Source organism: Inquilinus ginsengisoli (genome assembly GCF_050434925.1).
GTDB lineage: Bacteria > Pseudomonadota > Alphaproteobacteria > DSM-16000 > Inquilinaceae > Inquilinus > Inquilinus ginsengisoli_B.
This window is the reverse complement of the sequence record NZ_JBNDJK010000001.1, coordinates 2,233,931-2,258,174: the sequence shown is the minus strand read 5'-3', so window position 1 is coordinate 2,258,174 and position 24,244 is coordinate 2,233,931. Positions and strand designations below refer to the sequence as shown.

Below are 24,244 nucleotides of genomic sequence, written 5' to 3'. Positions count from 1 at the left end.
GTTCAAGATCTCGATGAGACTGGATACCTTCGAAGCGGCAAAACCCAGCCGGACGCTACGTCAACCGGCCACAAAAAGTGCTACGGGAAAGAACAGTCGGAACTATCCACAGCGGCGACCGGCGAGAATCGCGTAAAATTGATTCGGTTATGTGCCGGGACTGCCGAAATGCCAGACAAAAAGGGCGGAGCCAACGGCCCCGCCCTTTCGCACTGCACAATTACTGAGAAAGGGTCAGCGCGAGCGCGCGGCCATCGCCTCGAGAATGGCGGTGCCCATGTCGCCGGTCGACACCACCTGCACGGCACCGGTGCCGGCGATGTCGGCGGTGCGGATGCCGCGGTCGAGCACGTCGGACACCGCCTGCTCGATCAGGTCGGCCTCGGCGCCCAGGTCGAAGCTGTAGCGCAGCATCATGCCGAAGCTGAGCAGGGTGGCGATCGGGTTGGCCTTGCCCTGGCCGGCGATGTCCGGGGCCGAGCCGTGCACCGGCTCGTACAGCGCCTTGCGGCGTCCGGTGGCATCAGGCGCGCCGAGCGAGGCCGAGGGCAGCATGCCGAGCGAGCCCGTCAGCATCGCCGCCTCGTCCGACAGCATGTCGCCGAACAGGTTGTCGGTGACGATGACGTCGAACTGCTTGGGGTTGCGCACCAGCTGCATGGCGCAATTGTCGGCCAGCATGTGGCTGAGCTGGACATCCGAATACTGCTCCTGGTGCAGCTTCGTCACCTCCTCGCGCCACAGCCGGCCCGATTCCATGACGTTCATCTTCTCGACCGAGCACAGCCGGTTGCCGCGCTTGCGCGCCAGCTCGAAGGCCACGGCGGCGACGCGGCGGATCTCCGAGGTGGTGTAGACCTGGGTGTTGATGCCGCGGCGCTCGCCATTGCCGAGGTCGGTGATGCCGCGCGGCTCGCCGAAATAGACGCCGCCGGTCAGCTCGCGCACGATCAGGATGTCGAGGCCCTCGACCACCTCGCGCTTCAGGGTCGAAGCATCGGCCAGGGCCGGGTAGACCAGTGCCGGGCGGAGATTGGCGAACAGCTCCAGATCCTTGCGCAGGCGGAGAAGACCAGCTTCCGGTCGGATCGAGAAGTCGACCCCGTCCCATTTCGGCCCGCCGACCGCGCCCAGCAGCACGGCGTCGACCGCCAGCGCCTTTTCCATGGTGGCGTCGGTGACCGGCACGCCGTTGGCGTCGATCGAGCAGCCGCCGACCAGTTGCTCGTCGATGTCGAAGCCGACCGCGCGGTGGCTGCCGAGCCACTGCGCGGCGCGCTTGACCTCGCCCATCACCTCCGGGCCGATGCCGTCACCGGCCAGGACGAGGAGCTTCTTGTTGGCAGCCATGGGAAACGACCTTCAGCGGGTTGGAGGAACGGAACGGAGGAGGAAGCCCTGCGGCTCAGGCCGCCAGCCAGGGCTGGGCCGTCTTGCGCTTGGCCTCGAAGCTGTCGATCTCGCTCGTCTGCTGCAGCGTCAGGCCGATGTCGTCGAGGCCGTTGATCAGGCAATGCTTGCGGAACGGATCGAGGTCGAAGCGCAGCGTCTGGCCGTCCGGCCGGGTGATCTCCTGCTTCTCCAGGTCGATCGTCATGGTCGCGTTGGCGCCGTTCTCGGCGTCCTTCATCAGCTCCTCGATCTGCTCCTGCGGCAGGGCGATCGGCAGGATGCCGTTCTTGAAGCAGTTGTTGTAGAAGATGTCGGCGAAGCTGGGCGCCAGCACGCAGCGGATGCCGAAATCCAGCAGCGCCCAGGGCGCATGCTCGCGCGACGAGCCGCAGCCGAAATTGTCGCCCGCGACCAGGATCTGGGCCTTCTGATAGGCCGGCTGGTCGAGCACGAAATCCTTCGGGTTGCCCTGCTCGTCGGTGCGCAGCTCGTAGAACAGGCCGGCAGCGAGGCCAGTGCGCTTGATCGTCTTCAGGAACTGCTTCGGGATGATCATGTCGGTGTCGACATTGACGATCGGCAGCGGCGCTGCGACGGCGGTGAGCGTGGTGAAGGGCTGCATGGCGGCGGCTGTGCTCAATGGGCCAAGGGGAAAGTCAGGCGAAAGTCATGCCACAGCCGGCCGCCGGCCCAAAGCGCGGAATCGTCACCCTCCCCGCGGTGCAATTTTCGGCAGGGCGAACAACAACCCCAGGGTGACCAGGGTCGCCAGCCCGCCATAGCCGGCCGCCGCGGCGAAGGCGTGGGCATAGGCCGCAGCCTCGCCGACGCCCGCGGCGCGGGCGCCGTCCAGCACCGTCGCGAACAGGATCCCGGCCACGGCCACGCCGAAGGCGCCGCCGACCTGCTGCATGGTGCTGAGCATGCCCGAGGCCGAGCCGATGTCGCCGTCGCGGATGCCGCCGAGCACGGTGTTGAGCAGCGGCGTCATCAGCAGCCCCTGGCCGGTGCCGAGCAGCAGCAGCGCCGGGATCAGCGCCTCCGCCTGCAGCGGCGCGCCCACCAGCGCCGTGGCGGCGGCGACGAACTCGCCCAGCGCCGCGATCGCGGCCCCGGCCATCAGCACCGCGCGGCGGTGGTCGGGCGCGACCCGGCCGGCGGCGATCGAGGCGATCATGAAGGATACGGCCGCCGGCGAGAACACCAGCCCCGCCGCCAGCGCCGACCGGCCGAGGCCGAGCTGCGCCAGGAAGGCATAGGCCAGGTAGACAGAGTTCAGTGTCGAATAGAACACCAGCGCCAGCAGCACCCCGACGGCGAAGGCGCGGTCGCGGAACAGGGCAGTCTGCAGCAGCGGGAAGGCGCCGCGGCGCGACCGGGCGTGCTGGTGCAGGGCGAACCCGGCCAACACCGGCACCGCGGCCGCCAGCATGGCCAGCGACCAGCCCGGCCAGCCGGCCTCGCGCCCCTCGATCAGCGGATACAGCAGCAGGCCGAGGCCGAGCGCGCTCAAGGCGACGCCGGCGAGGTCCAGCCGCTGCCCCGGTTTCTCGACATCCGCCGGAATCAGCCGCGGCGCCGCCAGCGCGGCGGCGAGGCCGACGGGCACGTTGAGCAGGAAGATCGGCCGCCAGCTCAGGCCCCACAGGTCCGCGGCCACCAGGATGCCACCCAGCACCTGCCCGGCCACCGCGGCCAGACCCAGCACCACGCCGAGCGCGGCGAAGGCCTTGGCGCAGGCCTGCGGGTCGGGGAAGGTGACGCGGATCAGCGAGAACACCTGCGGGAACAGCATCGCCGCCGCCACGCCCTGCAGCAGCCGGGCCAGGATCAGCGTCTCGGCGCTCGGCGCCAGGCCGCACAGGGCCGAGGTCAGGGTGAATGCGAGCAGCCCGGCGACGAACATCCGCCGCCGCCCGCGCAGGTCGCCCAGCCGCCCGCCGGTGATCAGCGCCACGGCATAGGCCAGGCTGTAGCCGGCCACCACCAGCTCGGCCTCGGCATAGCTGGCGCCGAGCCCCAGCCGGATGCTCGGGATCGCCACATTGACGATCATCACATCCATCACGGTCATGAACGGCCCAAGCAGCATCACGGCCAGGCCGAGCCAGAGTCGCGCCGGGATCGCCGGGCGCGCGGCCGCGGCGGGATAGGTCACATCGGTCATGCGGGCTCTCTCCATCGGCGGACCGAAAGCCCGCCCGCGACAGAGACTGGGGTACGGTCTATAATAGGAAAAGATAAGTTCTTATCCTATTAGTGAAAGCAACAGGCTCATGGCCGTCACCAGCCTGCAGCGCACCGACGACCGCCGCGCCCTGTCCGACTTCGTGCGCGACCGCCGGGCCCGCACCAGCCCGGACGAGGTCGGCCTGCCCGCCGGATCCCGCCGCCGCACGCCGGGGCTGCGGCGCGAAGAGGTGGCGCAGCTCGCCGGGGTCGGGGTCACCTGGTACACCTGGTTCGAGCAGGGCCGCGCCATCCAGGTCTCGGCCGATTTCCTGGAGCGGGTGTGCCGGGCGCTGCAACTGGACCCGGCCGAGCGGCAGCACCTCTACGCCCTGGCGCAGCACCGGCCGCCGCCGCATGCGGCGGCCGGCCTGCCCACGGTCTCGCCGATCCTGCAGGGTCTGCTCGACAGCCTGCCGAACCCCGCCTACATCAAGACCGCCCGCTGGGACATCGTCGCCTGGAACGCCGCCAACACCGCGATCTTCGGCGACTACGCGCTGATCCCGCCGGACCAGCGCAACAGCCTGTGGATGATCTTCGCCGACCCGCGCTGGCGCCGGATGATCCCGGACTGGGAGACCGCCGCCCGCCGGGTCCTCGCCAAGTTCCGCCTGGACCACGGCCGGGCCGGCGGCGACCCCGCCTTCGCCGCCCTGGTCGAGGCGCTGCAGGCCGCCAGCCCGGAATTTCGCCGCTGGTGGCCGCAGCAGGACGTGGCCGAGCGCAGCGAGGGGCTGAAGCGGATCCGGCACGACACGCTCGGCCTGCTCGAATTCGCCCACGCCACCTTCACCGTCGAGGGCGCCCCGGACCTGCGCATGGTGACCTACACGCCGGTGCCGCGGGGATAGGAGGACATAGGTCGGGTTCGCTTGCGAGCTCGACGCCTCGATACCCCTCTCCTGTCATTGCCGGGCTTGACCCGGCAATCCATATGTGGACGGCCCCCTGCCTGCAAGGCATTTGGGCATGGTCAGGGAGCGGATCGCTAGCATCCATATGTCCGGCCTGTTGAGTGCGGTCGCGATGACCGCTGGCCAAGATGATATCCACGGCGGGAGTTCCAGACAGGGGCGAGACGTTGAGGCGCCACTGGATTGCACGGAGTGTCTCCCGGCTTGGATCGATCGATCCCAATCATCTGCTCGTCAGCTTGCAGGTCCGGCCTCAGCGGGAGCGGGCGAGCCCGTGAGGGCTCCCGCTCGCCGCGGAGCTCTCAGGCGCCGAGGGTTGCGGCGGCGGGTTGGGGGCGATAACGCTCGCCGGAGACCATCAGCTTCCAGGCGATGCGGGCGATCTTGTTGGCCAGCGCCACGGCGGCGAGCTTGGCCGGCTTGCGGGCGACGAGATCGAGCAGCCAGGGCGGGGCCGAGCGGCTGGTGCCGCGGCTGACCTGCCGGATCACGGAGGTGGCGCCGACCACGAGCTGGCTGCGCAAGGCCTCGTCGCCGGCGCGGGTGATGCCGCCGAGCCGCTGCTTGCCGGCGGTGTTGTGGTTCTTGGGCGTGAGGCCGATCCAGGCGGCGAAGTCGCGGCCGGAGCCGAAGCGCTGGGGCTCGGGCGCCCTCAGCACCAGGATGGTCGCGCCGACCGGCCCGATGCCGGGGATCTCGGCCAGGCGACGGCTCGCCTCGCCCTGCCGGTGCCAGGCCATCAGCCGGGCGTCGGCGGCCTCGACCTGCACCTCGAGCCGGGCATGCTCGCAGGCCAGCTCGGCGAACAGGGCCCGCGCCGTCTCCGGCACCGTCGGATCTTCCTCGATCCGCCGCAACAGCGCCGTGATCTTGGCCGGGCCCTTGGCGGCGACCAGCCCGAACTCGGAGGCATAGCCGCGGATCGTGTTGATCAGCTGGGTCCGCTGCCGCACCAGCCGTTCGCGCAGCCCGGCCAGCATCAAAGCCGCCTGGGTCTCGGCGCTCTTCACCGGCACCAGGCGCTGCCGCACCTTCGGCCGGCTCATCGCCTCGCAGATCCCCTCGGCATCCGCCGCGTCGGTCTTGCCGCGCGGCACGTACGGCTTGACGTATTGCGGCGGGATCAACTCCACCTGATGGCCCAGCGCCTGCAGCTCCCGAGCCCAGTAGTGCGATCCACCACAGGCCTCCATCCCCACCCGGCACGGCGGCAGCTTGGCGAAGAACTTCAGCACGTCCTGACGCCGCAGCTTCTTCCGCAGCACCACCTGCTCCGCTGCATCCACCCCGTGCAGCTGGAAAACACTCTTCGACGTGTTCATCCCAATGCGCGTAATCTCGGTCACGGACGGCCTCCTTCGATGAGATCTTTGACAGCCTCATCCTGGCACACTGATGCCGTTCGGGGGCCGTCCACCTCATCAGGGGCCACAGAGAGCCGCTCTGGCCGCCCCTGGATGCCCGGGTCAGGCCCGGGCATGACAGTGTGGGTGTGGAGGAAGGAGCCGAAGCCCTCCTTATCGCAGCTGGATCTGCAGCGTCTCCTCCACCGCCCGGTCGAAGCTGTCAGTCGAGGCCGTGCCCCCCTGCTTGGCCTGCTCGGCGGCGATATAGGTGTCGCGCTTCCCGACCAGCTCCGCCATCTGCGCCGTCAGCGCCGCGCGCTCGGCCCGCTGCTGCTCGACATAGGCCTGCCGCTCGGCTGCCGACTTGCCCTGCAGCACCTCCGGCAGCTCGCCCTCCGGCACCGCCTCGAGCGACTTGGCGCCGGCGGCGATGTCGGCCACTAGGTCGCCGGCGCCGGTGACCACCTCGCTGCGCCCGGCACGCTTGCTGTAGAAGCCGGAATTGTCGGCCTGCACCGAGGCCGGAGCCGCGGCGCGCTGCTCGATCTTGCCGAGCATGCTCTCCTGCTGCCGGGCCGAGCCGTAGGGGATCACCGTGGCGTCGATCCGGCGCTGCAGGATGATGATGTCGCCGTCATAGGGCGTCTCGATCATCACCACCTGGCCGCCATCCTGCGGGATCGGGATGTAGCGGCCGGCGCCGCGCTGGGCGATGTCCTGCCAGATCTGCCGGGTGTCGCCGGCATCGCCAGCCTGCACCGCGTTGACCACGATGCCGGCGCGGCGGGCGGCGGCCGTCACCTCGGGGTATTTCGGGGCATTGGCATAGTCCATGTGCGGCGGCGCATCGCCGACCAGGAAGACGATCTTCCGCACCGCCTGGTCCTGGCTCCAGCGCAGCTTGTTGACCGAGGCGTGCAGCGCCTCGTTCACCGATTCCGGCCAGTCGCCGCCGCCATCGGCGCGCAACTGCAGCAGGTCGCCGTACAGCCCCTGGATGTCCGCGGTCATGTCGTAGGTGCGGGCGACGTAGTCGTCGCCGCGGTCGCGGTAGATCACCAAGGCCATGCGGATCTCGGCATCCGGGTTGGTCTCGACGATGCTGGTGGCGATCGACCAGATCTTGCGCTTGGCGCCGTCGATCAGCCCGGCCATCGACCCGGTGGTGTCGAGCACGAAGGCGACCTCGACCCGCGGCCGGACCTGGCCCTGGGCGGCCCAGGCCGGCATGGCCATCGTCGCGGCCAGCGCGGTGCCCAGCAGCAGAGTGCGGGCGGTCAGACGCTTCAACATGGCACTCTCCCGTGAGGTAACCGGCCCTTCGGCCGGGTTCGTCGGGGTGGTATCGGCCCTGGGCAAGTCGTTTCCGGGGCGGAACGAAGCCGCATCCTCCGCAATCCGGCCATGGTGCTGTGCCAGGGGACGGGTCCTACCGCAATTTGACCGCAAGAGCCGGAGTGCCTGTCGGAACCGGAAGCCTCACCTTGCCGTCATGACAGCGACAAGGAGCCGACCAATGCCCCGCACCGCCCTTCGCCCTGACGACACCCTCGACCGCGTGTCCGGCATCGACTGGGACGACGCGGCGGCGGAGCTGGACCAGCACGGCGCGGCGGTGCTGCCGGCGCTGCTGACGCCGGAGGAATGCCGCGCCATCGCCGCGCTCTATCCGGAGGACAAGCCGTTCCGCAGCCGGGTGGTGATGGCCCGGCACGGTTTCGGCCGCGGCGAGTACAAGTACTTCGCCTATCCGCTGCCGGACCCGATCGCCGGGCTGCGCACGGCCCTCTATCCCCGGCTCGCGCCGGTGGCCAATGGCTGGAACGCGCGGATGGGCATCGCCACCCGCTATCCGGAGCGGCACGAGGCGTTCCTGAAGGCCTGCCACGCCGCCGGCCAGAGCCGGCCGACGCCGCTGCTGCTGCAATACGAGCCGGGCGACTTCAACTGCCTGCACCAGGACCTGTATGGCGATCTGGCCTTCCCGCTGCAGGTCGCGATCCTGCTGTCGGAGCCCGGCCGCGACTTCACCGGCGGCGAGTTCGTGCTGACCGAGCAGCGGCCGCGCATGCAGTCCCGGCCCGAGGTGGTACCGCTGCGCCAGGGCGACGGCGTCGCCTTCGCCGTGCACCACCGCCCGGTCGCCGGCAGCCGCGGCGACTATCGGGTCAATCTCCGCCACGGCGTCAGCCGGCTGCGCAGCGGCCGCCGGCACACGCTCGGCATCATCTTCCACGATGCCAAGTGAGGGAGGGGCAAGTGATCCTCCTCCGCGGCGCCGTCCTGGGCCTGGCGCTGGCCCTGGGCGCCGGCGGCGCCCAGGGCCAGAGCGCCCCGGCCGGCACGCCGGTGAAGACCGGCCCCGACAAGACCGGCAAGGAGCGGCTGGGCGACAAGGCCAGTGACGAGCAGCGGGTCGACAACTGCAAGGTGCCGCCCGACCGCCGCGGCCCCAGGCCCCGCCCCGACAGCTGCGCCCATGACGGCAAATGACGCAGCGGGGGTGATGCGATCCCGGGTGGACGCGGCTCATCCTATGGTATGATTTCCGGGTCCCGCTGCCCGAGGTCGCGCCGTCCATGCCCAACCGCATCATCCCGCCCGCCCAGCACCGACTGATGCCCTGGCGCAATGGCGGGGGACGGACGGCCGAGATCGCGTTCGAGCCGGCCGACAGCCCGGCCGGATTCCGCTGGCGGCTGAGCCTGGCCGAGGTCGAGTCGGACGGCCCCTTCTCCGCCTTCCCCGGCTGCTGCCGCACCATCATGCTGCTGTCCGGCCGAGGCATGGAGCTGACCATCGCGAAGCCCGGCGCCCCCCCGCGCACGGTCCGCATCGACCGGCCCTACCAGCCCTTCGACTTCGACGGCGAGGCCGCCACCGGCTGCAAGCTGATCGCCGGGCCGGTGCGCGACCTCAACGTCATCGCCGACCGCTCGCTGCAGATCGATTACCGGGTGGCGGCGCTGGACGACGCCGACGCGGTGCTGGAGCCGGCGCCGGTCTGGCTGTTCCATGTGCTGCGCGGCACCGCCGTGATCGACATCGGCCGCCACCTGGCGGTGACCGAGGGCGAGACCGCGGTGATCACCGACGAGGACGACCGCGCCCCGCATCTCCGCGGCGCCGAAGCCGACAGCCTGGTCTATGCGGTGGCGCTCAGGCCGCGATAAACGGCTGAGCCCGGCCACTTCGACCGCGGTGTAGTAGTGGTCGACGGTGTCGATGCCGGCGCCGCCGTCCAGCATGTCCGCACCGGCCCCGCCGCGGAGCACGTCGTTGCCGAGGCCGCCATAGAGCTCATCGCTGCCGTTGTACCCGACCAGGCCGTCACCGCCGGCGCCGCCGTCGAGCCGGGTGCCCGCCACCGAGCCGACCAGGCTGTCGGAGAAGTCGCTGCCAACAATGGCTTCGATATCGACGCCGATGGCATCGCCCTCGGCGTCGCCGCCAATCCCGGTTCCGCCGATTTCGGCAAAGATCCCGGCGGTGCTAGCCGAATAGTCGATGGTGTCAATCCCGGCGCCGCCGACCAGGGTGTCCGCCCCGGCCCCGCCGATCAGGACATCATCGCCGCCCATCCCGTTCAGCGTGTCGGCACCGCCCAGGCCGTGGATCGTATCGGCGGCCTGGGTGCCGTCGAGGTCGTTGGCGTTGTCGTCGCCATTGATGCTGGCCATGGAAGCTCCCCTTTTGAAATGTGGCTCTCGTCGGCCCCGCCGATCGAACGCCGCGTGGTTGCGCATCCGCGCCTCGGCGCCCCGATGCGCGCGGTCTGCCTTGCTGTCGGGCGCCGCTACAGGACGAAGTCGGAGGCCACCAGGTTGACGACCCCGGTCAGCTGGATGTGGAAGTCCGAGCTGCCGTCGCCGTTGACGTCGCCGGCGATGGTGGTGACGCCGGGGGCGGTGAAGGCATAGCGCAGCTGGCCGGCGACGCCGGTGTACAGCGCGGTGCCGATGAAGCTGAAGGCCTGGTCGCCGGCAACCGCGATGTCGGCGTCGGTCGCCGTCAGGTCGATCTTGTCGGCCTGGGCGTGGCTGAAGTCGGTGACGACGTCGGCATTGGCCCCGACCACGCTGTCGCCGACGGCGGTGAAGGCGAAGCGATCGGCCCCGGCCCCGCCGCTGAGTGCGTCCTTGCCGAGCCCGCCGGCGAGCGTGTCGGCGCCGCCCAGACCCTGCAGCGTGTTGGCGCCGGCATCCCCTTTCAGGCTGTCATTGCCCTGGCTGCCGAACAGGGTCTCGATGCCGCTCAGCGTGTCGCCCTGGGCCTCGCCGCCGCTGCCCGTGCCGGCGACGAGGTCGACGGTCACCCCGGCGACGCTGCCGGAATAGTCGGCCGTGTCCAGCCCGGTGCCGCCGGCCAGCGCATCCGCCCCGCTGCCGCCGATCAGGAGATCATCGCCCGAGCCGCCATTCAGCGTGTCGCTGCTGCCCAGGCCCTCGAGCCTGTCCTGGCCGCCATAGCCCTCGAGCACGTTGGCGAGCCCCGACCCGATGAGCCAGTCGCTGAAGCCGGCGGTGCCGCGGATGTTCTCGACATCGATGCTGACCAGGTCGCCCTCGGCATCGCCGCCCGAGCACACGGCACCGCCGATGATGACCTTGACGCCGGCCGCGCCGTTGTAGTCCGCCGTGTCGATGCCGGTGCCGCCGCTCAGCCTGTCGGCACCGGCACCGCCCTCCAGAAAATCCTTGCCGCTGCCGCCATAGAGATCGTCTGCGCCGCCCAGCCCGTGCAGTGCATCGTCGCCGCCCAGGCCGTTGATGATGTCGTCGGCCGCGGTGCCCTGGATCGCATTGGCGTTGTCGTTGCCATTGATGATGGCCATGAGAAGTCCCCTTTCGAAATGGGCAGCGTTCGTCGGCCCCCGCCGATCGAACGCCGCATGGTTGCGCCGCCGCGCCCTCGGCCCCCGATGCGCGAACTGCTCTGGAAATATCGCCGGCCCGCTGGCCGGGCCGGCACCGGCCGCTACAGCACGAAGTCGGAGACCATCAGGCTGACGGCCCCGGTCAGTTGGATGTGGAAGTCCGAGCTGCCGTCGCCGTTGACGTCGCCGGCGATGGTGGTGACGCCGCCGACCACGGAGGTCCGGAGCTGCCCGGCGACGCCGGTGTAGAGGCCGCTGCCGATGAAGCTGAACGCCTGGTCGCCGGCAACCGCTGTGTTGGCGTCGATCAGGAGCAGGTCGATCTTGTCCGTCTGGACGTGGCTGAAGTCGGTGATGACGTCGGCATTGACCCCGACCGCGCTATCGCCAACGGTGAAGAAGGTGAACTGGTCGGCGCCGGAGCCGCCGGTGAGCGTGTCCTTGCCGGCCCTGCCGATGAGGGCGTCGTTGCCGTTCCAGCCCTGCAGCATATTGGCGCCGGCATTCCCGGACAGGCCGTCACTGCCCTGGCTGCCGGAAAGGTTCTCGATCCCCGCCAGGGTGTCGCCCTCGGCGACGCCTCCGCTGCCGAGACCGGTGATGAGGCTGACCGAGACCCAACCCGCGCTTTCATAATAGCTGGCGGTGTCGATGCCGGCGCCGCCGTCGAGCGCGTCGGCCCCCGCCCCGCCGCGAAGCACGTCGTTGCCGTTCCAACCTTGCAGCGTGTTGGTCCCGGCGTCCCCGGTCAGGACGTCATGGCCCTGGCTGCCGGAGAGAGTCTCGATCTCGCTCAGGACATCGCCCTGAGCATCTCCGCCGCTGCCGGTGCCGGTGGCGAGGCTTACCGTGACCCCGACCGAGCTGTCGTAGTAGCTGGCGGTGTCGATACCGAGGCCGCCGGCCAGCGTGTCCGCCCCGGCCCCGCCGCGCAGCACATCGGCGCCGGCGTAGCCGTGCAGGAGATTGGCCGACGCAGTGCCGGTCAGCACGTCCAGCTGCTCGCTGCCCCAGACGTTCTCGATCCCGGTCAGCGTATCGTCCTGGGCGTCGCCGCCGCTGCCGGTTCCGGTGGTCAGGTTGACGGTCACGCCGGCGGCGCTGTTGGTGTAGCTGGCGGTGTCCGTCCCCTCATTGCCGGACAGCTTGTCCGCTCCCGCTTCGCCGCGGACCAGGTCGTCGCCGGCGCCGCCGATCAGCTCATCATCGCCGCCAAGACCGTACAGGTAGTCGTCGCCGGCCCTGCCATAGAGCTCGTTGTCCGCCGCCGAGCCGGTCAGGCCGTCGTGGAAGTCACTGCCGGCGAGGCCTTCGATATCGGCGCCGATCACATCGCCGTCAGCGTCGCCGCCGTTGCTGGAAAGCCCCGACAGACTGACCGCGACGGCGGCGCTGCTGCCCGAATAGTCGATGGTGTCGACCCCGGCGCCGCCGACCAGAGTATCCGCCCCGGCGCCGCCGATCAGGACATCATCGCCGCCCATCCCGTTCAGGGTGTCGGCGCCGCCCAGGCCGCTCAGTGTGTCATGCCCGCCGTAGCCGCCGAGGACATTGGCGGCCGCCGAGCCGGTCAGGACGTCGTCGAAGGTGCCGGTGCCGCGGATGTTCTCGATGCCGGCGCCGATCACGTCGCCCTGCGCGTCGCCGCCCGACGCCGTCAGCGCCGTCAGGTTCACCGTCACCGCCGCCGGGCCGTTGTGGTTGATGGTGTCGACCCCGGCGCCGCCGATCAACGTGTCCGCGCCGGCACCACCTTCCAGCAGGTCGTCGCCGGCACCGCCGTCGAGCGTGTCGTTGCCGGCTAGGCCGCTGAGCGTGTCGTTGCCGTTTTCTCCCTTCAGCTGGTTGGCGGCCGCCGACCCCTTGAGGGCGTCGCCGAGACCGCTGCCGATGATGTTCTCGACATCGGCACCGATCACGTCGCCCTGGGCGTCGCCGCCCGAGCTGGCGCCGCCGATGGTGACGCTCACCCCGACCGACGAACCGGTGTAGTGGATCCAGTCGATGCCGCTGCCGCCGTTCAGCGTGTCGGCCCCGGCGCCTCCGAACAGGTCGTCGTCGCCCTCACCGCCGTCAAGCGTGTCGTTGCCGGCCATGCCGTTCAGGAAATCATCCCCGCCGAAGCCGGTCAGCACATTGGCCGCGACCGCGCCGGTCAGATTGTCGTCGTCGTTGAGCGTGCCCTCGAGGTTCTCGACGCTGTCGCCGATCACATCGCCCTGGGCGTCGCCGCCGGCGCCGCCGGCGCCGAGGGTGGCGCTGACGCCGGACATACTGCCGAATTTGTAGCTGACCGTGTCAATGCCGGCGCCGCCGATCAGCGTGTCCGCGCCGGCGCCGCCGACGAGAAGGTCGTTGCCGGCATCCCCGTACAGCACGTCGTCGCCGCCTATCCCGTACAGCGAGTCGTCGCCGCCGGCGCCGTGGATCGTATCGGCGGCCTGGGTGCCGTCGAGGTCGTTGGCATTGTCGTCGCCATTGATGGTGGCCATGAGAAGTTCCCCCTTCGAAGATGAACGGCTCTCGTCGGCCCCACCGATCGAGCGCCGCGTGGTTGCGCATCCGCACCTCGGCTCCCCGATGCGCGGTCTGTGTGGAATGTCTGGAAGCTGCCGGCCCGGTCACCGGGCCGGCGCGGCCGCTAGAGCAGGAAGTCGGAGGCCACCAGGCCGATGGCGCCGGTCAGCTGGATGTGGAAGTCGCTGACCTTGTCGCCGTTGACGTCGCCGGCGATGGTGGTGACGCCGCCGGCCACGGCGAAGCGCAGCTGGCCGGCCACGCCCGTGTACAGCGCGGTGCCGATGAAGCCGAAGGCCTGGTCGCCGGCGGCAGTGGAGTTGGCGTCGATCCCCTTTACGTCGATGCGATCGGTCTGGGCATGGCTGAAATCGGTGATGACGTCGGCATCGGCCCCGACCGCGCTGTCGCCGATGGTGGTGAAATAGAACCGGTCCAGCCCGGCACCGCCGTTCAGGAAGTCCTTGCCGCCCCCGCCGACCAGGGAGTCGCCGCCGTTCCATCCCTGCAGGACATTGACGCCGGCATTGCCGAAGATGGCGTCATTGCCCTGGCTGCCCGAGACGCTCTCGATGCTGGTCAGGACGTCGCCCTGCGCCTCGCCGCCGCTGCAATTGCCGCTGACCAGGCTGACCACGACCCCGGTCGTGCCGCTGTAATAGCTGGCCATGTCGATACCGAAGCCGCCCTGCAGCGCGTCGGCCCCCGCCCCGCCGCGCAGCACATCGTCGCCCTGCAGGCCGTCCAGCACATTGGCCGCACCGTCGCCGGTCATGGTGTCGCCATAGACGCTGCCCTTCACGGCCTCGACTCCGGCCAGCGTGTCGCCTTCGGCATCGCCGCCCTTGCCGGTGCCGCCGGCGAGGTTGATGGTCACCCCGCCGATGCTGCCCGAGTAATCGGCCGTGTCCGTGCCGTCGCCGCCGTCCAGCCGATCCGCGCCGGCCCCACCGACAAGGAGATCATTGCCGGACATCCCGTTCAGCGTGTCGGCGCCGCCCAGGCCGTTCAGCGTATCGTGCCCGCCGAAGCCGCTGAGGACATTGGCGACGGCCGAGCCCGTCAGGATGTCATTGTAGATGCCGGTGCCCCGGATGTTCTCGATGCCGGCGCCGATCACGTCGCCCTGGGCGTCGCCGCCCGACGCCGTCAGCAGCGTGAGATTCACCGTCACCCCCGCCGCGCCGTCATAATCGATGGTGTCGACCCCGTCGCCGCCGACCAGCGTGTCTGCGCCGGCACCGCCGTCCAGGAAATCGTCGCCGCCGCCGCCTTCAAGCGTGTCCGCGCCGGCGGCGCCCTCCAGAAGATCGTGGTCGTCGCCACCGGAGAGCCCGTCGTCGCCGGCCAAGCCGTTCAGCTTGTCATCGCCGCTGCCGCCGCTCAACTGGTTGGCTGCCGCCGCCCCTTTCAAGACGTCTTTGAAGCCGCTGCCGACGATGTTCTCGATATCGGCGCCGACGGAGTCGCCCTGGGCGTCGCCGCCCGAGCCGGTGCCGCCCAGGGTGACGGTCACCCCCGACGCCGAGCCGTCGTAGGAGATCTCGTCGACGCCGTCGCCGCCGAGCAGCAGGTCGGCCCCGGCGCCGCCATAGAGCTTGTCGTTCCCGTTGCCGCCGACGAGCGCGTCGTTGCCGGCCATGCCTGCCAGAGCGTCATGGCCGCCAAGGCCGGTCAGCACATTGGCTGCGGCGGAGCCGACCAGATAGTCGGGATGTTCCGAACCCTCGATGTTCTCGATGGTGTCCATGACGAAATCGTCATGGGCGTCGCCGCTGGTGCCGATGCCGCCGATCATGACGGCCACGCCGGTGTTCCAGTTCCACTTGTAGCTGACCGTGTCGATGCCGTCGCCGCCGGCCAGGATGTCCGCGCCGGCGCCGCCGACGAGGAAGTCGTCGCCGTTCACCGCCACTCAGCAGGTCGTCGCCCTCCATCCCATGCAGGATGTCGGAGCCGCCGAGGCCTCTGATCGTATCGTCGTTCGCGGTGCCGGTGAGGTCGTTGCCGTTGCCGTCGCCTTCGATGATCGCCATGGATGGATCCCCCTTCGAAAATGAACGGCGTTCGTCGGCCCCACCGATCAAGCGCCGCATGGTTGCGCAGCCGCGCCTTCGGCCCCCGAAGCGCGGTCTAGCTGAAATCTCTGCTGGAAAATCGCCGGGCTCCTCGTCGATCGAGTGCTCCGGCCGCGGACGCGTGCCCGTCGTTGACGACGTCTCCAGCCGCCCTGTCCGCGGTCGCCGCGACCCGTCAGGGCCGCGTTTGCCGGCCGGCCTTGCGAAGACCGGTCGGCGCAGTATCCCCAAGGGCATGCAGGCTGCATGCGGTCCCAGGGGCGATGATCTTCGTCATCTCTTGTTCGAGTGCCGCCGGACTCCATCGCGGCGACATCCGCAATAAACGGCAAAACCAGGACCCACCGCTATCCCTTTTGCGCAATTCCTGGTCTGGAAACGCAGGAATGTTCGTTTGCAAACACCGCGGGACGGCCTTGCCTTCGCCATCTTCGTGCCCGAAATCTGGTCATCGGGCCCGCCGGGCTGCGGCGACTCGGGGTCCGGACCGCCGTCCGGCGAAACAGTATGGCGACCAGCCCGCCCCTCACCGCTATCCCTTTTGCGCAGCGATTGCTCCGGACCCGCGGCAATGTTAGCGTCGGCCTGCATATGGTCGTATTTTCAGTCGCGTTCGCACCGGCGGGTCACATGCCGGACGGCGCCAGGGGGGTGTCGATGCGGGGACGTGGTGTCCGCCGCGGCTGACCCGGCTGCGGCTCCGGGGGCATGGACGGTTGCGGCGCAGAGGGTGACCGAGCTCGACGAGATCCGGGCTGCGGTCTCCGGCTCCATCGAGCCGCACGGTATCGATCGCATCGGTGAGTCCAAGCCCTTCGACGCCCACAACAGGTTCGGCGAGATCGGCGGGCTGCGGCTTATCCAGCTGCGCTATGGCGTCGACGTCCTGATCGACCGGCACGAGACCCAGGACACCAACGGGGTGCTGGTCGAGACCGCGCTGTCCGGCCATTCGCCGACCACCAGCGGCCGCCAGTCGGTGGTCTCGACGCCGACGCTGGCGACGGTGCTGGCGCCGCATCTGCGCACCCGGATCCACTACAGCCACGATTGCGAGAAGTTCGTGCTGCGCATCGACCGCCACCGGCTGGCGCGGCATTGCGAGGCGCTGCTGGGCCGCGAGCTGCGCCGGCCGTTGGAATTCGAGCTCGGCTTCTCCCTGACCGGCGGCGCCGGCCGCGACTGGCTGCAGTTGATGCACCACATGCAGGCGGCGATCGACCAGGAGAACCTGCTGCTGCGCGCGCCGCTGGCCGCGGCGCAGTTCGAGCAGCTGGTGATGACCACCCTGCTGCTCGGCCAGCCGCACAATCACAGCGAGCTGTTCGGACGGCCGCAGGCTGCGCTGGCGCCGTTCTACGTCAAGCGCGCCGAGGCCTATATCGAGGCCAATCTCGACCAGCCGCTGTCGGTGGCCGAGCTGGCGGCGCAGGCCGGGGTCAGCGCCCGTAGCCTGCAGGCCGGCTTCCAGCAGTATCGCGGCACCACGCCGATGGCCTATCTGCGCGAGCTGCGGCTGCAGCGGGTGCGCGAGGCCCTGCTGTCGGCCGATCCGCAGCACAGCTCGGTGACCGACATCGCCCTGCAATGGGGCTTCAGCCATCTCGGCAAATTCTCGGTCGCCTACAAACAGCGCTTCGGCGAGAGCCCGAGCACCACCTTCCGCCGCTGGCGCTGAGCGGGGGCGTGGACCGCCAGGCCCTGCGCCGCCGCCTGACCTCGCGAGAACCACTCCGATCCGATCTCTTTGGAATTAAGTCCCATTCAGTCCGCAGGTCCTCGGTCCCGGGCTCCGTCGCGATTCGCAGCTCCGCAGGGAAAGGGCTGGGCTTTCCAATGCAGATAAATCGGTTATCCTCTATATAAGCATAATATTTTATATCAATTTGAATATTTTACACCGCCTGTGAAAAATTTATTGCACAGAATGAGATTCCGACTGGCCCTGTATTTTGTCATGAGACAATCTAATTTCTACATCGGACAAATGTTCATTATAAGAGCATTGTAACCGTCACTCCTATTTGATGTACTGCTGATACGAATCAGTTCCTGTAAGCAGCAGGAAGTCGGCATTCTTTCTTGGCATCGCAGGCCGATGCTCCGATCTGCCGCTGGCGTCCATTTCGACCCCAGCGGCCCCAGGACGCGTCGCACCACCTCGGGAGGGTTTTGATGGCAGTTGTGAACGGCACCGCAGGCGACGACTCGCTCTATGGCGGCGACGACGCCGACACCGTGAGTGGCCTGGCGGGCGATGACCAGTTGCAAGGCGGCGCCGGCAACGACACGCTGAACGGGGGCGATGGGAACGATCTCCTCACCGGCGAACAGGGGTCGGACAGGCTCAACGGCGGTGCCGGGAGCGATACGGCCGATTATCTGCGGCAGAACACCATCTCCACGGGCGTCGGCGTCAATCTGGCGACTGGCGCCACCAGCGGCGCAGCCGACGGCGATACCCTGGTCTCGATCGAGAGTGTCAGAGGCTCGAATTTCAACGACACCCTGACCGGTGACGACGGGGCGAACAACCTCGTCGGCGCGGACGGAAATGACACGCTGCGAGGCGGAGCTGGCAACGATGTTCTGTCGGGAGGCGCCGGCGGTGACACCATGACCGGCGGGGACGGGATCGACACGGTCAATTACGGCGGCGATGCCGCGCGGGTTTCGATCAATGTGCTGAACGACGAGTTCGGCGGCGCCGCCTCAGGCGATACGTGGACCGGCATCGAGAACATCTACGGCACCGATTTCGACGACTACATCTTCGCCGACAACGGCGCCAATGAGCTGAGGGGCGGCTTGGGCGACGATCAGCTCCGTGGGGCAGGCGGCAACGACACGCTCAGCGGGCAGGACGGCGCCGACGACCTGGTCGGCGGCGCGGGCGCGGACATGCTGAACGGCGGCGCCGGCAATGACATCCTCGAAGGCAACGACGGTGCCGACGCGCTGAACGGCGGCGCCGGGACCGACACCGCCTCCTACACCGTCTCGGCCGTCGGGGTGACCGTCGATCTGGGAGCCGGTACCGGCAGCGGCGGCGATGCCGAGGGCGACACCTACACCGCTGTCGAGAACCTGACCGGCTCGGCCTTCGCCGACACCCTGCGTGGCAGCGCGGGCGCGAACGCGCTGGCCGGCGACGCCGGCAATGACATGCTCTATGGCGGCACCGGCGCCGATGTGTTGAACGGCGGTGCCGGGATCGACGCGGCCGGCTACTACCAGTCCGATGTCGCGGTGACGGTGGACCTCGCGGCCGGCACCGGCACCGGCGGCCATGCCCAAGGCGACACCCTGAGCAACATCGAAAACCTGGGCGGCAGCAGGTTCAACGACACTCTGTCCGGCAATGCCGGCGCCAACGCGATCAATGGCGGCGGCGGCGACGACACCGTCGCCGGGGCGGGCGGCAACGACGACCTCTATGGCGGCAACGGCACCGACCAGGTCAACGGCGGCGACGGCTGGGACACCCTGCAGGGCGAGGCTGGTGACGACCGGCTGACCGGCGGCGCCGGCGGCGACATCCTGCGCGGCGGCGACGGCGCCGACCATCTGGCCGGCGGCGCCGATACCGACACCGCCAGCTACTGGGACAGCGCCGTGGGCGTTTCGATCAACCTCGAAACCCAGGTCAACACCGGCGGCATGGCCGAGGGCGACACGATCGATAACGACGTCGAGACGATCAACGGCAGCAACCACGACGATGTCATGGTCGGCAACGCCCTGGCCAACGCGCTGGTCGGGTTCGATGGGACCGACACCCTCAGCGGCGGCGGCGGCAACGACACCCTCCGGGGTGGCGCCGGCGCCGACGCGCTGAATGGCGGGACCGGCGCGGATTACTTCAGCTACACCGCCGTCTCCGACAGCACCGCCTCGGCCGCCGACACGATCCAGGGCTTCGAAGCCTGGGACACGATCTGGCTGCGGTCGATCGACGCCGACGGCGATGTCGCGAATGGCGACACGGCCTTCAGCTTCATCGGCACCAGCGCCTTCTCCGGCGCCGCCGGGCAGCTGCGGTTCGAGATCGCCGGCGACAGCACGACGGTCTCGGCCGATGTCGACGGCGACAGCACCGCCGACATCGTCATCCATCTCACCGGCGCGATCACGCTGAACGCCTCGGACTTCGTGCTCTGAGATCGCAGGTCGGGCGTCCGTCGCCGCAATGACCGACGCCCCGGCTGGCGAGCGAGCGGCCCCCACTCCCCTCGCTCGCCATTTTCTTGGCTGTCGCGGCCGTGCCCCCGAGCCGGCCCCTATTGCCCCGCGACCACCGGCGGCGCGTTCAGCACCGCGTGGCAGGCGGCCGGCAGCGGCGGCGGGACATAGGGCTTGGTCGATTTCGACGGCCGCGGCTGCCGCATCGGGAACCAGGACATCAGGTCGGCACCGCAGCCGTCGCCGGGCGGCGCCGGGTCCTGCTCGCGGCATTCCGGGCTGCCGGCCGGGCAGCCGATGCGGATGTGCAGATGCTCGTTATGGCCGGTCCAGGGCCGCACCCGGTTCAGCCACGACCGGTCGTCCCAGTTCATCGCGCACAGCTCGCGCTTGATCGCCGGGTGGATGAAGATGCGCTCGACCCGCGGCTCGGTCGCCGCCAGGCGGATCAGCTGCGCCTGCTGCGGCGACAGCGCGCCGCGCGGGATATAATCGGTCCAAGCCCCGGTGATGTATTCCGGCTTCAGCGTCTCGCGCTGATCGCGCGCCAGCAGCGGCAGGTCGAGCCGGAGCCAGATGTCGGCGTCCAGCCCGTTCTCATGCGCCGCATGGTCGGTGATCGGCCCACCACGCGGCTGGCCCATATCGGCGATCAGCAGCGGCGGCAGCCCGGCGGCCTGCGCCCTGCGGCCGAGATCCTGCAGCGTCGCCACCAGAGTCGGATGGCCCCAGTTGCGGTTGCGGCTGAGCCGGATGATCTGGTAGCCGGGGCCTTCCGGCGGCAACTGCTCGGCACCGGCGATGCAGCCGTTGGAATAGGTGCCGATCACCTGCGCCGGCCCCTGGGTGCCCAGCCGCACCTGGGCCCAGGCGGGATCCTCCCCGGCCGCCCCGGCCGGCGTCGCCGTCAGTAGCAGGGGGGCCAGCAGCCAGGCGGCGGCCAGCGCCGCCCCGATCCGTATCCCGATCACGCAACCCTCCATGCCCCGACTCGCCCCGCCAGGATGCGCCCGCCGGCGGCGGAGATGAAGCCCCGCCGCGCACTCTCCTGCGACCACCTGCCCCTAACACCTTGCGGCGGCGGGGGCGGCGTCGCTACATGACGGATGGCCCTGGAACCGACGGACCGGACGATGCCCTCTGCCCATGACGCGACCCTCGACCTGCTGTCCGGCCTGATCGACAAGGCCAGGCGGGCCGGCGCCGACGCCGCCGACGCCGTGCTGTTCGACAGCACCTCGATCTCGATCAGCCACCGGCTCGGCCAGCTCGAGCACGTCGAGCGCTCCGAGAGCGGCGACCTGGGCCTGCGCGTCTTCATCGGCAGGCGCATGGCGATCGTCTCCTCCTCCGACCGCCGCCAGGCGGCGCTGGACGAGATCGTCGAGCGCGCCGTCGCCATGGCGAAGGTGGTGCCGGAGGACCCCTATTGCGGTCTCGCCGACCCGGCCGAGCTGGCGACCGAGCTGCCGGAGCTCGACCTGGTCGATCCGGCCGAGCCGTCGACCGAGACCCTGGCGGAGCGCGCCCGTGCGGCCGAGGAGGCAGCGCTGGCGGTCGCGGGCGTGACCAATTCCGAGGGCGCCAGCGCCGGCTTCGGCCGCAGCATGGCGGCGATGGTGGCCAGCAACGGCTTCGCCCGCGTCACCGGGTCGACCGGCAGCAGCATCTCGGTCTCCGCCATCGCCGGCGAAGGCACCGGGATGGAGACCGATTACGACCACACCAGCGCCGTCCATGCCGAGGATCTGGACACGCCCGAGGCGGTCGGCCGCAGCGCCGGCGAGCGCGCCGTGGCCCGGCTGGGCGCGCGCAAGGCGTCGACCGCGCGGGTGCCGGTGGTCTTCGACCCGCGCGTCTCGCGCACCCTGCTGGGCCATCTGATCGGCGCCATCAACGGCGCTGCCATCACCCGCGGCACCAGCTTCCTGAAGGAGAGGATGGGCCAGGCGGTGTTCGCCCCGGGCATCGAGGTGGTCGACGACCCGCATATCCGCCGCGGCCTGCGCTCGCGCCCCTGCGACGCCGAGGGCGTGGCCAGCCGCCGCCGCGCCCTGATCGAGGACGGCCGCCTGACCACCTGGCTGCTCGACATCCGCTCGGCCCGCCAGCTCGGCCTGGCCCCGACCGGCCATGCCGTGCGCGGCACCAGCGGCCCGCCCGGCGCCTCCCCGGCCAACCTGTACCTGGCCCCCGGCAGCGCCACGCCGGAAGAGCTGATGGCGGACATCCAGGACGGTTTCTACGTCACCGGGCTGATGGGGTCGTCGGTCAACGGCGTCACCGGCGACTACAGCCGCGGCGCCCATGGCTATTGGATCGAGCGCGGTCGCATCGCCTATCCGGTGAACGAGGTCACCATCGCCGGCAATCTGAAGGACATGTATCCGGCGCTGGTGCCGGCGAACGATTTGGTCCTGCGCTACGGCATGGACGCGCCGACGGTGCGGATCGACGGCATGACGGTGGCCGGGCGGTAATCCACCCGGACCGCCCGGCAGGATAAGTTTATTTCAGACAAGAACAGGAAAAGTCGCGAATGCGTCTCGCGACGCAGAGTTCAATATTTTTAGAAAGGCATAGAGATATTTTCTTGCTCCATATGAGTAATTTCCTTTCATTTTTTATTGCGACACCCGAAGCATTCTCGAATTGCATCGAATTCAAACCACATTTTATCAATCCCGGTCCAAGCCGACCGCGGTGGCCGGATTTGTGAGACCGGGAGATCATGGGAGGCAAGTTCCATGGCGGTTTTCACGGTGCTCAACGGCACCGGCCTCAATGGCGCCGGCGTCCAATTCGGCACACTCTCGCAGATCGCGTCCTCTGGCATCGCCGGCAACCCGAACGTCACGTCGACCAACGGCACAATCAACTTCGTCAACGGCGGCAGGCTGACCTTCCTCGGCGTCGGCATGGACTTCGACCAGCCGCTCACCTTCTCCGGTACGGTGAGCAGCATGACCTACGCCAACCCGTCGAGCACGCCGGTCTTCTCGCTCACCGGCATGAACATCCCGCTGGCCACCCTGGCTGGGCTGGCCACGGGCGGCGACGAGAATGCGATCCTCGCCACCATCTTCGCCGGGGCCGATCAGATCTCCGGCTCGACGCAGAACGACATCCTCAAGGGCTATGACGGCAACGATACCGTGATCGGTGGCGCCGGCGCCGACTCCCTCGACGGCGGCAACGGCAACGATGCCCTGGCCGGCGGCGGCGGCGCCGACACCCTCGACGGCGGCAGCGGCGCGGACACGGCCGGCTACTCCGGCTCCGGCGCCTCGGTGACGGTGGACCTGGGGCTCGGCACCGCCACCGGCGGCGATGCCGCGGGCGACATCCTGACCAGCATCGAAAACCTGAGCGGCAGCGCCCTCGACGACACCCTGACCGGCAATGCGGGCGCCAACCAGATCGCCGGCGGCGGCGGCCAGGACACTCTGGCTGGTGCCGAAGGCAACGACGCCCTCCTGGGCGGCGCCGGCATCGATACGCTCACCGGCGGCACCGGCAATGATGGACTGAATGGTGGTGCGGACGCCGATGTGATCGATGGCGGCACCGGTGTCGACATCGCGGACTACAATGGCAGCGGAACCGGCGTGACGGTCAACCTGGCGACCAACACCAAACACCGGTGGCTATGCCGAGGGCGACACGCTGAGCAGCATCGAGATCGTGCAGGGCGGTGCCTTTGGCGACGCCCTGACCGGCAACGGCGCGTCCAACACGCTGCGGGGCATGGGCGGCAACGACGTTCTCGACGGCGGCGCCGGCTGGGACACCCTCGAGGGCGGCGCTGGCGACGATCAGCTGAATGGCGGCGCCGACGCCGATCTCCTGCGCGGCGGCCTCGGCGCCGACCAGCTGGCCGGCGGCGGCAGCTACGACACCGCCAGCTACTACGACAGCGCCGTGGGCGTGACGATCAACCTCCAGACCCAGGTGAACACCGGCGGCACGGCCGAGGGCGATACGATCGCCAATGATGTCGAGATCATCAATGGCAGCACCCACGCCGATACCATGACCGGCAACGGCCTGGCCAACTCGCTGGTCGGATTTGAAGGGGCCGACACCCTCAGCGGCGCTGGCGGCAGCGACGTTCTGCGGGGAGGCCACGGCGCCGACACGCTGAACGGCGGCGCCGGCGCAGACATCTTCAGCTATACTGCCTTTTTCGACAGCACGGCGGTGGCGGCAGACACGATCCAGGATTTCCAGGCCGGGATCGATGTCATTTCCCTGAAGACGGTCGATGCCTTCACCTTCATCGGCACCAGCGCCTTCTCCAACACCGTCGGGCAGCTCCGGTACGAGATCGCCGGCAGCATCACGACGGTCTCGGCCGACATCAACGGCGACAGCGTCGCCGACATGGTCATCCATCTCGATGGAGCGTTCGCGCTGCAGGCCTCGAACTTCCTGCTCTGACGCCTCCTGACCGGGGTGCCCGTCGGGGCGCCCCGGTCCCTTTTCCGGCCGGCGCTCTCTCCAACAACGTGCCGACGGCGCGGGGTCAACGGCATGACCGTGGCCGGGCGGCAGACCTCCCGGCTCAGAAAAGGAATTCCCTCCCCTCGTCTTCGCCACGGGCGCATACTATTCTATTACATGGAAATTTAACTATATCCGACGGATCGCCGTCCGGCGCCGATTCCGTCTGCACATCCGGCCGGCCTCCATGCCGCCCGGATCGGA

Annotated in this window: 17 protein-coding genes and 4 pseudogenes; 10 read left to right on the top strand and 11 right to left on the bottom strand. The window is 69.3% G+C overall.

Going from position 1 to position 24,244, the window contains the following annotated elements; genetic code table 11:
• Positions 1 to 234: 234 nt before the first annotated feature.
• The 3 genes from leuB to QFZ27_RS10815 form a co-directional block, all read right to left on the bottom strand.
• Complete coding sequence (gene leuB, locus QFZ27_RS10825; protein ID WP_429226334.1) at positions 235 to 1,350, bottom strand: 3-isopropylmalate dehydrogenase; 1,116 nt, start codon at positions 1,348 to 1,350, stop codon at positions 235 to 237.
• A 55-nt stretch (positions 1,351 to 1,405) separates the two neighbouring features.
• Positions 1,406 to 2,014: a 3-isopropylmalate dehydratase small subunit gene (gene leuD, locus QFZ27_RS10820; RefSeq protein WP_429226333.1), complete on the bottom strand. Its 609-nt coding sequence runs from the start codon at positions 2,012 to 2,014 to the stop codon at positions 1,406 to 1,408.
• Between the two features lie 84 nt (positions 2,015 to 2,098).
• Positions 2,099 to 3,559, bottom strand: coding sequence for an MFS transporter (locus QFZ27_RS10815; RefSeq protein ID WP_429226332.1), 1,461 nt, complete (start codon positions 3,557 to 3,559; stop codon positions 2,099 to 2,101).
• 109 nt (positions 3,560 to 3,668) lie between these two features.
• Between QFZ27_RS10815 and QFZ27_RS10810 the strand changes: the two genes are divergently transcribed.
• Entirely contained in the window at positions 3,669 to 4,475 is an 807-nt protein-coding gene (locus QFZ27_RS10810) for a helix-turn-helix transcriptional regulator (protein ID WP_429226331.1), read from the top strand.
• A 365-nt stretch (positions 4,476 to 4,840) separates the two neighbouring features.
• On the opposite strand, the gene QFZ27_RS10805 is transcribed toward QFZ27_RS10810, so the two are convergent.
• Positions 4,841 to 5,884 carry an IS110 family RNA-guided transposase gene (locus QFZ27_RS10805; RefSeq protein ID WP_429226330.1) on the bottom strand — a complete coding sequence of 348 codons (1,044 nt, stop codon included), beginning with the start codon at positions 5,882 to 5,884 and terminating at the stop codon, positions 4,841 to 4,843.
• Between the two features lie 171 nt (positions 5,885 to 6,055).
• Positions 6,056 to 7,177, bottom strand: coding sequence for a vWA domain-containing protein (locus QFZ27_RS10800; RefSeq protein WP_429226329.1), 1,122 nt, complete (start codon positions 7,175 to 7,177; stop codon positions 6,056 to 6,058).
• A 223-nt stretch (positions 7,178 to 7,400) separates the two neighbouring features.
• Here QFZ27_RS10800 and QFZ27_RS10795 point away from each other — a divergent pair, with 223 nt between their 5' ends.
• The 3 genes from QFZ27_RS10795 to QFZ27_RS10785 all read left to right on the top strand — a co-directional run bounded on the left by QFZ27_RS10795 (position 7,401) and on the right by QFZ27_RS10785 (position 9,057).
• Entirely contained in the window at positions 7,401 to 8,132 is a 732-nt protein-coding gene (locus tag QFZ27_RS10795; RefSeq protein ID WP_429226327.1) for a 2OG-Fe(II) oxygenase, read from the top strand.
• 11 nt (positions 8,133 to 8,143) lie between these two features.
• Positions 8,144 to 8,377 carry a hypothetical protein gene (locus tag QFZ27_RS10790; RefSeq protein WP_429226326.1) on the top strand — a complete coding sequence of 78 codons (234 nt, stop codon included), beginning with the start codon at positions 8,144 to 8,146 and terminating at the stop codon, positions 8,375 to 8,377.
• An 86-nt stretch (positions 8,378 to 8,463) separates the two neighbouring features.
• Complete coding sequence (locus QFZ27_RS10785; protein WP_429226325.1) at positions 8,464 to 9,057, top strand: HutD/Ves family protein; 594 nt, start codon at positions 8,464 to 8,466, stop codon at positions 9,055 to 9,057.
• Between the two features lie 90 nt (positions 9,058 to 9,147).
• Here the strand turns inward: QFZ27_RS10785 and QFZ27_RS10780 are convergent.
• The 5 genes and pseudogenes from QFZ27_RS10780 to QFZ27_RS10760 all read right to left on the bottom strand — a co-directional run.
• Positions 9,148 to 9,564: pseudogene (locus QFZ27_RS10780) on the bottom strand (calcium-binding protein); the annotation flags it as partial.
• Positions 9,565 to 9,680: 116 nt separating this feature from the next.
• Positions 9,681 to 10,718 carry a calcium-binding protein gene (locus tag QFZ27_RS10775; protein WP_429226324.1) on the bottom strand — a complete coding sequence of 346 codons (1,038 nt, stop codon included), beginning with the start codon at positions 10,716 to 10,718 and terminating at the stop codon, positions 9,681 to 9,683.
• Between the two features lie 143 nt (positions 10,719 to 10,861).
• Complete coding sequence (locus QFZ27_RS10770) at positions 10,862 to 13,252, bottom strand: beta strand repeat-containing protein (RefSeq protein ID WP_429226323.1); 2,391 nt, start codon at positions 13,250 to 13,252, stop codon at positions 10,862 to 10,864.
• A 149-nt stretch (positions 13,253 to 13,401) separates the two neighbouring features.
• Entirely contained in the window at positions 13,402 to 15,192 is a 1,791-nt protein-coding gene (locus tag QFZ27_RS10765) for a calcium-binding protein (RefSeq protein ID WP_429226322.1), read from the bottom strand.
• 61 nt (positions 15,193 to 15,253) lie between these two features.
• Positions 15,254 to 15,313 (bottom strand): annotated as a pseudogene (locus QFZ27_RS10760) (hypothetical protein); the annotation flags it as partial.
• A gap of 772 nt (positions 15,314 to 16,085) precedes the next feature.
• Between QFZ27_RS10760 and QFZ27_RS10755 the strand changes: the two are divergent.
• Both QFZ27_RS10755 and QFZ27_RS10750 read left to right on the top strand, forming a co-directional pair.
• Entirely contained in the window at positions 16,086 to 17,033 is a 948-nt protein-coding gene (locus QFZ27_RS10755; protein ID WP_429226321.1) for an AraC family transcriptional regulator, read from the top strand.
• A gap of 497 nt (positions 17,034 to 17,530) precedes the next feature.
• The gene (locus QFZ27_RS10750; RefSeq protein ID WP_429226320.1) at positions 17,531 to 19,516 is read left to right on the top strand and encodes a M10 family metallopeptidase C-terminal domain-containing protein; all 1,986 of its coding nucleotides are present in this window, start codon (positions 17,531 to 17,533) and stop codon (positions 19,514 to 19,516) included.
• Between the two features lie 119 nt (positions 19,517 to 19,635).
• Here the strand turns inward: QFZ27_RS10750 and mepA are convergent, their stop codons facing one another.
• Complete coding sequence (mepA, locus tag QFZ27_RS10745; protein WP_429226319.1) at positions 19,636 to 20,508, bottom strand: penicillin-insensitive murein endopeptidase; 873 nt, start codon at positions 20,506 to 20,508, stop codon at positions 19,636 to 19,638.
• Between the two features lie 162 nt (positions 20,509 to 20,670).
• On the opposite strand from mepA, the gene QFZ27_RS10740 reads away from it, so the two are divergent.
• From QFZ27_RS10740 to QFZ27_RS10725, 4 genes and pseudogenes are all read left to right on the top strand, one after another.
• A complete protein-coding gene (locus tag QFZ27_RS10740) occupies positions 20,671 to 22,017 on the top strand; it encodes a TldD/PmbA family protein (protein ID WP_429226318.1) in 1,347 nt (448 codons plus the stop codon).
• Positions 22,018 to 22,284: 267 nt separating this feature from the next.
• Positions 22,285 to 23,106 (top strand): annotated as a pseudogene (locus QFZ27_RS10735) (calcium-binding protein); the annotation flags it as partial.
• 178 nt (positions 23,107 to 23,284) lie between these two features.
• Positions 23,285 to 23,389 (top strand): annotated as a pseudogene (locus tag QFZ27_RS39495) (hypothetical protein); the annotation flags it as partial.
• Between the two features lie 75 nt (positions 23,390 to 23,464).
• Positions 23,465 to 23,977 carry a M10 family metallopeptidase C-terminal domain-containing protein gene (locus QFZ27_RS10725; RefSeq protein ID WP_429232440.1) on the top strand — a complete coding sequence of 171 codons (513 nt, stop codon included), beginning with the start codon at positions 23,465 to 23,467 and terminating at the stop codon, positions 23,975 to 23,977.
• Positions 23,978 to 24,244 lie beyond the last annotated feature (267 nt).